This is a genomic window from Escherichia sp. MOD1-EC5950 (assembly GCF_002965345.1).
GTDB lineage: Bacteria > Pseudomonadota > Gammaproteobacteria > Enterobacterales > Enterobacteriaceae > Escherichia > Escherichia marmotae.
Genome location: NZ_PTSR01000184.1, coordinates 1 through 236, shown reverse-complemented (window position 1 = coordinate 236; position 236 = coordinate 1). Strand labels below are relative to the sequence as shown.

General features: G+C 61.0%; 1 pseudogene. It reads left to right on the top strand.

Going from position 1 to position 236, the window contains the following annotated elements:
• Positions 1–236 (top strand): annotated as a pseudogene (locus tag BEA93_RS24910) (fimbrial protein); the annotation flags it as partial.

Here is a 236-nt window from a genome sequence, read left to right as displayed (position 1 = left end):
GTACTTCTGCTTCTGGCAGGGGGCGGGGTTTCTCACGCCGCTGTTCAGAAAACCGTATTCAGTGCTGACGTGGTGGCTTCGGCCTGTCATGTGGTGGTGGATGCGGACAGCACCGGCAACAGTGGTCGGCTGATATTCGGGACTTACCGCAAGTCCACGGGGGCGTCTGTGCCGCCGCGTGACTTCACTGTGCGTCTGTATGAGTCCGGTGCCACGGTTCAGGGCTGCTCAGCCTT